Source organism: Psychrobacter sp. 5A.1 (assembly GCF_030407455.1).
In the GTDB taxonomy this organism is placed as follows: Bacteria; Pseudomonadota; Gammaproteobacteria; order Pseudomonadales; family Moraxellaceae; genus Psychrobacter.
The window spans coordinates 40,864-49,487 of sequence record NZ_JASDDJ010000023.1 but is presented as its reverse complement, the minus strand read 5'-3'; the positions used below and the strand labels follow the sequence as shown (position 1 = coordinate 49,487).

Genomic DNA, 8,624 nt, shown 5'->3' with positions numbered 1-8,624 from the left:
GAGTAAGTCATGGTCTTTATAATAATAATTAAGTTTGATAATTAGTTTATAACACTTTTAAGTAGGCTTGACTATATTCTAAATGGCTTGGCCAGTATCTTTTTCGTATTGATAGTCTTCGCTGCCATCGCTTCTAACTGGGAGCTGCTAAAGTCACAGTTGACATCAATGGGGCTTGAGCTTGTTCTTATCATTATGGCTTTATTTATATTTAGTATTTTAACCTCTAAATTATTAAAGCTTAGCTGGTTTGATACCAAAACCATCTCTATAGAGACGAGCATTCAGAACAGTACGACTGCGATTACTTTAGCACCTATCATTATGGGAACAGCTGTTGGCCTGCCTGCCATCGCTTTACCTGCGGCGGTATATGGTGTGTTGATGTATGTGATTGCGCTGCCAGTTATTGCGTTGATTCGGAATAAGAACTAGGCTTTATTGAAACTAGATTAGATAGATCGGATTACAAATCAACCTATCTTACTCTTTGTCTAACTACCATCTGTCTAAGGGATAATTGTCAGACACCTGATAGCCTTTTTCTGCATTAAAATAGCTGGTATAGATGACATTGTTATAAGTTTTACCATCAATACTTCCATTGACGATAAGCTGCAACGGATAATAGCCACTTACAACTTTAGATTTGTCGATTGAATGAATTTTTACGTCTATATCTTCGCATGCAGGCAACTGCTCTTCGCCGCAAAGGCCTGTTCCAGCATTACTAAACTCACTGTTTATAAAGCTATCTACAATACTATTCCCCACAGATGATAAAATTATAAAACCTGACTCAAAGTATCCTTGATGTAAGTCACTATGCTCATTTACAAATCCCCACTTCTCAGGACCAAGCTTAAGCAACTTCCAATCGTGTAAACCGTAGCCTGAAGCGCCAGCACTCATGTCAGGACTTGCTGACTCAACTTGCCAATGGTTACCATTAGGTTTTAGTATGAACATACCTGCTAGTCCAGATAGAGCATGACCTTTCAATCTTCTATCACCATTAGCATCAAACTCTAGATCCCCTGTCACCATGATATAAAGGCGCATACCTTTGCTTGTTTTAACCATTATCTGACGGTCTATTTCAACGCAATAACCAAATCCCTCTTTTTGTCCTTTATCATACGTATAACCACCAGATATTACACCATGACACTTAAATTCCTGGTTATAGAGTGGATAATAGGACTTTAAGACAGCCATAAGAGTCTCATTTGATATGGCGCTATTGGTTTGAGGCATGTCTGCTAGCGCATGACTACTGAAAAAAACAGTCATCATTAAGGCTACTCTCTTTAAGAGTATTATATTTAAACAACGCAAAATTATTTCCTCTAGGACTGTAGACGCTATTTCATTGGATAATTTTCAGGCGCTTGATACCCTTTTTTTGGCTCGTATTTTATCTTATAGACCTGATTGTGATAGGTCTTATTATCTTTTCGACCGTTAACCATAAAAGTTAAAGGATAAAAACCATTAATGACTTTACTCGTATCAATGTGTTGCAATTTGGCTTTGATATCATCGCATAACCGTTTCACCTCATTATTACAAAGATCGGTATAGGCACTAAAATGACGATTAATGATTGAGCTTTTGATAATATTTTTCCCATTAGGCATTAATATAGTCAAACTGGTTACTACATAACCCGAATATTCGTAACCATCCTCATTTATAAAGCCCCACTTATTGGGCGCTAAATGCATTAACTTCCAGTCACGTATTCCCATGCCTTGTGCACCCGCACTCATGATAGGACTGGCTGATTCTACTTTCCAGCCATCACCATCTGGCTTTAAGACAAACATACCAATTAATCCTTGGTAAAAAAGAGCGTCATTACTGTCTGTCAGCCCCTCGTCATGCTCACCAAATGCTATATCACCAGTAACTAATACATAAAGTCGTTTACCTACATCGGTATCAACCATAACTTGGCGATCTATCTCAACACAGTAACCAGCTTTGTTGTCACTATCAGAGAATACGCCATAAAAACTTGAATCGACCACTACACTTTGGCACTCAAGCTTCTTGTTATAGTATGGATAATATTCATTCAAAATTTCATCGACTGTTTGTGCTGCATAAACGTGAGTAACACTGAATATTAAAAATATAAAAGCTAAACATTTAAGCCAATGACTATTTTTGCTAATTGCATATTTATTTTTCATTGTTAAGGTTCTTATAAAAACATTAACGAACATAAGTTAATTTTTAAAACTTCACAAGGTATAAATCATTTTCCATAAAAAAACCACCTCAAAAGAGGTGGCTTCTTAGACTAACTTTAGTACTTTACGGTTTGGATCTGAACAGCTTATTGCATAACCAAGTATTCAAACGCTGATAGTGCTGCTTTACTACCTTCACCCATCGCAATATTAATCTGTTTAAAAGGAACAGTCGTGACATCACCACAAGCAAAGATACCTTTACGATCGGTACGGCAGCGCTCATCAATCTCAATCTCACCGAAACGATTTAAATCAACAAAGCCTTTGATAAATCCAGTATTCGGTACTAGGCCAATTTGTACAAACACCGCCGCCAAATCTAACTCTTTGGTATCACCTGAATTACGGTCTTCATAAACGATAGAGCTAACTTTACCATCTGTGGCTTTAATCTCTTTAGTCGCCGCGCTAGTAATGATGTCAATATTGGCTTTTTCTTTGGCCTTGTTGATGAGTACCTGATCCGCTTTTAAGTCATCAGCAAACTCAAATACCGTGACATGTTTTACGATACCTGATAAATCAATCGCGGCTTCAATACCAGAGTTACCACCGCCAACAACCGATACATCTTTACCTTTGAAGAAAGGTCCATCACAATGCGCACAAAACGCCACGCCTTTACCAATATTTTCTTCTTCGCCTGGTACGCCAAGCTTACGCCATTGAGCACCAGTCGCTAGGATAATACTACGGGTCTCAAACGTCTCACCAGTATTCAGGTGGATACGATAGTTCTCATCTTCAGTTTCACTGATTTCTTTCACGCTCACGTGTTCTTTTAGCGTGATGTTGTATTCGTGCAGATGCTTAACAAAGTTGTTTGATAAGTCCGTACCGTTGGTTAATGGTACTGAAATCAAGTTTTCGATGTCTTGCGTGTCTTTGACCTGACCACCGATACGATCAGCAACCATGGTGACTTTGAGGCCTTTGCGGGCGGTATAGATAGCTGCCGCCACCCCTGCAGGTCCAGCACCGATGATAGTAACGTCTTGCTGCTCTAGTTGCTCAGAATCGTCCTCTTCTACTTCTGACAATAAATCAGGGAACTGCTCTTGCAATTTTCCGATCAATTTAGCAGTGTCAATCAAACCATTAGCAAACGGCTTACCGTTTAAGAATACCGCTGGTACACCTTGGATGTTGTTCGCTTCTACCTGCTCTTGAAACAATGCACCATCAATCATCTCGTTGCTGATACCATCGTTTAGTAGCGCAAACTGGTTCAATGCCTGAACGACTTCTGGACAGCTATGGCATGACAATGACACGTAGGTCTGGAACTGTAGCGGCTTATTAAAGCGCTTAACTAGCTTTTGGATACCTTCATCCAACTTCAGCGTATGACCACCCGCTTGTAAGATAGCCAAAATCAGCGAGGTAAATTCATGACCGCCTGGAATACCGCTAAAAACGATACCCGTATCTGTCAATGCGCCATCGATATGACCGACTACTTTAAAACTAATCGCACTAGGCAAACTATCGTCAGTTGCTTCTGCATCGAAGTTTATTTTGTCTGTCGTTCCAGCAATCTTGGTCAAAAAATCAATCAACTCTGCACGCTTACTATGCTCACCGCTACCCAATACAAAAGTAATAGGACGAGTCATGTTTTCGCTATAGCTCTTAACGGCATCTAATAAATTTTGATCTATCATGTTTGTTCCCCATTATGACTGAATATGTAACGACAACTGTTGTGTTGCGCGTTCAAATATGGATTATTTAGTATTAATAATGTTGTCTAAAATATTATAGGCAATAAGCTTATGCCCTTTGATGTCTCTATTATCATAGGTTTGAGACATTTGGGCAAGCTGAGAAACTCAAACCTTATGTTTTATAAAACCAATCGCATATCTATTTATTTAATTAAATATAAATACATAAGCAAATGATAGTGATGGTATATGGATTATTTTTTCGCTACAATCAAGTAAGGCCGATAGGAAGGATTCCTATTTGTCTCGTGACAGATTGGCTTTTTCATAGATTTATCATGAGGCCTTTCTGCTGGTATTAAGCCTTATCAAGATTGAGTGAGCGTTTTGGCTTAATAAAAATCAAGGCTCAAAATCATAACGACAATGCGCGGATGCTGATTGTTAGCTTGCGCTTCATAACAAGGATGAACACATGAGAAAGACTGACACATTGCAAGACAACAGAGATGTTATTACTGAACTTAGGCAAAAAGACAGCCATTTTGCCAGTATTTTTGATGAGCATACTCAGCTTGATCAACAGATTAATCATCTGGAAAAAGATTTGGTAAAGCATGCTAGCCGTGATGAAGAAATAGAACAAATGAAGCGGCGAAAGCTGCAACTAAAAGATGAGATTTATAAAATAATCGATAAAAACAAACTACAATCTCATGCTTAATTTATGATTAAGCAATAAAAATACTGAGTAATAAAAGACATAAAAAGACCCCATCAACTTATGCTGATGGGGTCTTTGTTTATCGTATTGATATAACCAGTAGCTTTATATACAACACTATAAATATCTAAATGATTTGACTGATTAAGCCATTACTTAGATTTTACCAACAAGATCAAGACTTGGTTTTAGCGTTTCTTGCCCAGCTTCCCAAGCTGCTGGGCAAACTTCGCCGTCGTTTTCACGAACGTACTGTGCTGCTTTTACTTTACGTAGCATGTCTTTTGCACTACGGCCAATACCGCCAGCATGAATTTCAGCAACTTGAACCAAACCGTCTGGATCTACCAAGAACGTACCGCGCTCAGCCAAACCAGCTTCTTCGATCATCACGTTAAAGCCGCGAGTGATTTTACCAGTAGGATCGCCGATCATTGGGTACTGTACTTTGCCGATAGCGTCTGAAGAATCATGCCATGCTTTGTGCGTGAAATGCGTGTCAGTTGATACTGAGTATACTTCTACACCTAGGCCTTTTAGCTCGTCATAATGAGCGGCCATGTCTTCAAGTTCAGTTGGGCAAACAAAAGTGAAATCGGCTGGGTAGAATAAGAAGATTGCCCAGTTGCCTTTTACGTCTTCTGAAGTGATGGTTTTGAACTCACCGTTTACATACGCATCTGCTGAAAATTCTGGGATTTCTTGATTGATAATAGACGCCATGATTGGCTCCTTTATAGTTAAGTTAATGAGAAATTATTTATATGGTTTTTTTACTTAGCCCTTTAACTATCTGGGCTACCTGACAAACTATACGCGAATTCTATCGTTAATCCAGTTAAAAGTTTTTAATGTGATGTTTTGTTTTATTAAACTTGTTAAACTATTCTCTCTACATTTTATCATCAGTGCGCTATGCATGATTGACTATATAGCATTAAAGTGACATTGAGATTACATCGTGTTAAAAGCTCATCAATAGAGAGGTTTTATGATTACTTTACGACAACTTGAGTTTGCCCTAGCCGTCGCCAAACATCGTCACTTTAAACGTGCAGCAGAAGACTGCAATATCTCTCAGTCTGCACTAAGTTTGGGTATCGCAGAATTAGAAAAACAGCTCGATACTCAGATTTTTGAACGCAATAATAAGCAGGTATTGATCACTCCTATCGGTCAAGATATCCTCACACGGGCACAGCGCGTGTTTTCTGAAGTGAGTGACTTGACCACGCGTGCGCACAGCCATCAGACACCGCTTGCGTATCCGATGACCGTCGGCATCATTCCAACGATTGCCCCTTACTTGCTGCCAAAAGTACTGCCTGCGCTGCGTGATCAGTATCCAGAGTTTCGCATGACCATCGTCGAGCAACAAACAGAGCGTTTGCTTGAGCAAGTGCGTTACGGTCATATCGACACCGCTATCATTGCGCTGCCTTATGCGGTAGACGGGTTACACAGCTTCGAGTTTTGGAGTGAAGACTTTTTTGCGGTATTCCCAAAAGACGACGTACATGCCGAGCTTGAGACCATCAACGCAGATGAGTTAGCGACGGCCAACCTGATGCTACTTGGCGAAGGACATTGCTTGACCGATCAAACACTGTCTGTCTGTCATTTCGACCGTGCACAGATGAAGTCGAGCTTTTCAGATGCCAGTTTGAACACACTTATTCAGATGGCGCTTGCCAATATGGGCACGACGCTAGTACCTGAGATGGCGCTGGATCAGTTGCATTTGCAAAATCAGAATGCCGTTGCGGTGCCATTAGCTGAGCAAGGCCCTCATCGCCATATTGCCTTTGTCACCCGTCTGAATTATGCCCGTGTCGATGATGTGAGCTTGCTTGGTGAGGTGTTTAATAAAGCGTTTAAAGATGCGGCTAATACAAAATAAATGGCCGGCAATAAAGGTTAAACATGAATGAATTGTCACCAATAAATATGGATCTGGGCAGTCGTTTGTACTTGCATTTATCTGCTATCAGTGATGATGTCACGCCAGAAAAAGCGCAAGCACTCTGGCAAGATATCGCTGTGCGCTATAATGAGACTCAACGTGCTTATCATACGCTCAATCATATTGAGCAGCTATTTGGACAGTTTGAGAGTATTACGCACCATCTTGCTGAGCCGCATATCATTGCATTGGCACTGTACTATCATGATGTGATATATGAGCCGACACGCTCCGACAACGAGCTAAAAAGTGCTGAGTTTGCGGCTGATGCTCTGAACCTTTATCTAAGCCCAAAGCAGTGCCAGCAGATCTGGGCACTCATCATGATGACGGCTAACCATCAGATAGATGCGTTGATAGACAGTCATCAATATAACGATGCGGCGTATTTGTTAGATATGGATTTGAGTATCTTGGGTGCGCCTTGGTCTACCTACGAGCAGTATGCAAACGCGATACGGCAAGAATACGCACACGTCGCTGATGACAACTACCGTGATGGTCGCACTGCGGTATTAAAAGGATTACTAGCACATCCCAAACTCTATCTGACTGACCATTACCATGAGCGCTTAGAAGCGCAAGCTCGCGACAATATCAAACGCGAGGTTAATTCGCTACTTCAATCGCAGCTTAACGAATAGCTCACTGCCCTGCCGTGCAGCATGCGAGTTATAACTCGGCTCCATTATTTCTATATCAAAAACGCTCTCAAAACGCTGTTGGTATTCTTCTTTCGTGCCACCGAATGGTGGTTCTTGTCGCCCAAAATCTCTATCAAACAGCAAGCCGACTAGCTTACCCTTAGGCTTCAGCAACGCAGCCATTTGCTCGACATAGTCATCTCGGCGTGCTGGATTTATCGCACAAAAAAACGTCTGCTCAAGCACACAATCAAACTGATGTTGCTCAGGTGATAAACCAAAGAAATCTGCGCAAATTAAATGCTCAGTCGGAAAGTCAGGATAACGCTCAGCAAATGCTTGGATCGGGGCAGGCGCAAAATCAACCAAGGTAACATTGGTAAAACCTTGCTCATGTAGATAACCCACCTCGTAGGCATTACCCGCTCCTGGCACCAATATCGCTTGTTCTCTCGCACTCTCAGGTAGCTGGTCGATGTAAGCTTTGAGGGGTGGTGATACTTGCCCCATATCCCAGCCAGTGCTGTTCTTCTCATAACGCTGCTGCCAAAAATCAGCCTGATTGACATTATTCATAGAATATCCTTATCCACCTGACTCTATCATAAACTCTAAATTTCATTTAAACGGTACAAAATATACCGTTATAATTTAGCATATTTGGCTTATTAACGTTACAGATATTGAAGATTAGATCTAATCCAGCTGACCTGTCTTGCCCGCTAGGATATTATGCCATTGCTGGTAATCTGGCATCGCTGTGGCAACGGTTTGCCAAAACGCACGGCTATGGTTGGCATGATGCAAGTGGCACAGCTCATGAACGATTACGTATTCGGTGCATTCGATAGGATAAGCAGGAAGATAAACCGATAGCCAAATTCGTTTTGCGCGCGTGTTGCAGCTGCCCCAACGCGTGTGCATTTTTTTCAAACGTATTTCATTGGCATAAGCGCCAACGATTGGCTGCCACTTTTCAAATAGTGCAGGTGCGACTTCGGAGAGTTGTTGCCGATAGTAGGTGATTTTTTCATCAGGACTGAGCGTAAAGGACTGTGCTGTGCCCCATAATAATAGTGGGCTATTGGCAGTTAAGGATTCTGTTAAGGCGTGCTGTTTACGCTTATATTGTTCCAATACTTGCACATGGTTAGCCACTGCCCATGATACACGCTGAGCAACAGCCTGTGCAATCTGTGCAGCACTCATAGATACTGGTACAGACACCATCAACAGGTATGGTTTTAGACGAAAATTGATATTTTTGACGCGTTTTTTAGTAACCTGTAGCTCAATGCCTGCTTGTGCAAGTTGTTGCTTGGCAAGTATTGATATCGATGTCGTATCTTGTGTCGCCATCGTTAT

General features: G+C 41.1%; 10 protein-coding genes. 4 read left to right on the top strand and 6 right to left on the bottom strand.

Features of this window, described 5'->3' with window-relative positions:
- Positions 1–87: 87 nt before the first annotated feature.
- The gene (locus tag QL982_RS07090; RefSeq protein WP_290190246.1) at positions 88–435 is read left to right on the top strand and encodes a hypothetical protein; all 348 of its coding nucleotides are present in this window, start codon (positions 88–90) and stop codon (positions 433–435) included.
- A gap of 63 nt (positions 436–498) precedes the next feature.
- Here QL982_RS07090 and QL982_RS07085 read toward each other — a convergent pair whose 3' ends face one another.
- The 3 genes from QL982_RS07085 to ahpF form a co-directional block, all read right to left on the bottom strand.
- The gene (locus QL982_RS07085) at positions 499–1,296 is read right to left on the bottom strand and encodes a hypothetical protein (protein ID WP_290190245.1); all 798 of its coding nucleotides are present in this window, start codon (positions 1,294–1,296) and stop codon (positions 499–501) included.
- 68 nt (positions 1,297–1,364) lie between these two features.
- Positions 1,365–2,198: a hypothetical protein gene (locus QL982_RS07080; protein WP_290190244.1), complete on the bottom strand. Its 834-nt coding sequence runs from the start codon at positions 2,196–2,198 to the stop codon at positions 1,365–1,367.
- Positions 2,199–2,344: 146 nt separating this feature from the next.
- Positions 2,345–3,925: an alkyl hydroperoxide reductase subunit F gene (gene ahpF, locus QL982_RS07075; protein WP_290190243.1), complete on the bottom strand. Its 1,581-nt coding sequence runs from the start codon at positions 3,923–3,925 to the stop codon at positions 2,345–2,347.
- A 478-nt stretch (positions 3,926–4,403) separates the two neighbouring features.
- On the opposite strand from ahpF, the gene QL982_RS07070 reads away from it, so the two are divergent.
- Entirely contained in the window at positions 4,404–4,652 is a 249-nt protein-coding gene (locus QL982_RS07070) for a DUF465 domain-containing protein (protein WP_197102141.1), read from the top strand.
- A 156-nt stretch (positions 4,653–4,808) separates the two neighbouring features.
- Here the strand turns inward: QL982_RS07070 and ahpC are convergent, their stop codons facing one another.
- Positions 4,809–5,375 carry an alkyl hydroperoxide reductase subunit C gene (gene ahpC / locus QL982_RS07065; RefSeq protein ID WP_290162767.1) on the bottom strand — a complete coding sequence of 189 codons (567 nt, stop codon included), beginning with the start codon at positions 5,373–5,375 and terminating at the stop codon, positions 4,809–4,811.
- Between the two features lie 268 nt (positions 5,376–5,643).
- On the opposite strand from ahpC, the gene QL982_RS07060 reads away from it, so the two are divergent.
- Both QL982_RS07060 and QL982_RS07055 read left to right on the top strand, forming a co-directional pair.
- Positions 5,644–6,552 (top strand): hydrogen peroxide-inducible genes activator, encoded by a 909-nt coding sequence (locus QL982_RS07060; RefSeq protein WP_290162766.1) that lies wholly within the window; start codon positions 5,644–5,646, stop codon positions 6,550–6,552.
- A gap of 23 nt (positions 6,553–6,575) precedes the next feature.
- Positions 6,576–7,259 carry a hypothetical protein gene (locus tag QL982_RS07055; RefSeq protein WP_290162765.1) on the top strand — a complete coding sequence of 228 codons (684 nt, stop codon included), beginning with the start codon at positions 6,576–6,578 and terminating at the stop codon, positions 7,257–7,259.
- Here the strand turns inward: QL982_RS07055 and QL982_RS07050 are convergent.
- Together QL982_RS07050 and QL982_RS07045 are read right to left on the bottom strand one after the other, a co-directional pair.
- Positions 7,233–7,835 carry a methyltransferase domain-containing protein gene (locus QL982_RS07050; RefSeq protein ID WP_290162763.1) on the bottom strand — a complete coding sequence of 201 codons (603 nt, stop codon included), beginning with the start codon at positions 7,833–7,835 and terminating at the stop codon, positions 7,233–7,235. The two genes, QL982_RS07055 and QL982_RS07050, sit on opposite strands and share 27 nt — an antisense overlap.
- Positions 7,836–7,955: 120 nt before the next feature.
- On the bottom strand, positions 7,956–8,618 hold the full coding sequence (locus tag QL982_RS07045) for a M48 family metallopeptidase (protein WP_290190242.1): 663 nt from the start codon (positions 8,616–8,618) through the stop codon (positions 7,956–7,958).
- Between the last annotated feature and the right edge of the window lie 6 nt (positions 8,619–8,624).

Bases quoted from the DNA above. Each gene is read 5' to 3' on its own strand.
- QL982_RS07085 (WP_290190245.1), bottom strand. From the start codon at position 1,296: ATGATGACTGTTTTTTTCAGTAGTCATGCGCTAGCAGACATGCCTCAA.
- QL982_RS07080 (WP_290190244.1), bottom strand. From the start codon at position 2,198: ATGAAAAATAAATATGCAATTAGCAAAAATAGTCATTGGCTTAAATGT.
- ahpF (WP_290190243.1), bottom strand. From the start codon at position 3,925: ATGATAGATCAAAATTTATTAGATGCCGTTAAGAGCTATAGCGAAAAC.
- QL982_RS07070 (WP_197102141.1), top strand. From the start codon at position 4,404: ATGAGAAAGACTGACACATTGCAAGACAACAGAGATGTTATTACTGAA.
- ahpC (WP_290162767.1), bottom strand. From the start codon at position 5,375: ATGGCGTCTATTATCAATCAAGAAATCCCAGAATTTTCAGCAGATGCG.
- QL982_RS07060 (WP_290162766.1), top strand. From the start codon at position 5,644: ATGATTACTTTACGACAACTTGAGTTTGCCCTAGCCGTCGCCAAACAT.
- QL982_RS07055 (WP_290162765.1), top strand. From the start codon at position 6,576: ATGAATGAATTGTCACCAATAAATATGGATCTGGGCAGTCGTTTGTAC.
- QL982_RS07050 (WP_290162763.1), bottom strand. From the start codon at position 7,835: ATGAATAATGTCAATCAGGCTGATTTTTGGCAGCAGCGTTATGAGAAG.
- QL982_RS07045 (WP_290190242.1), bottom strand. From the start codon at position 8,618: ATGGCGACACAAGATACGACATCGATATCAATACTTGCCAAGCAACAA.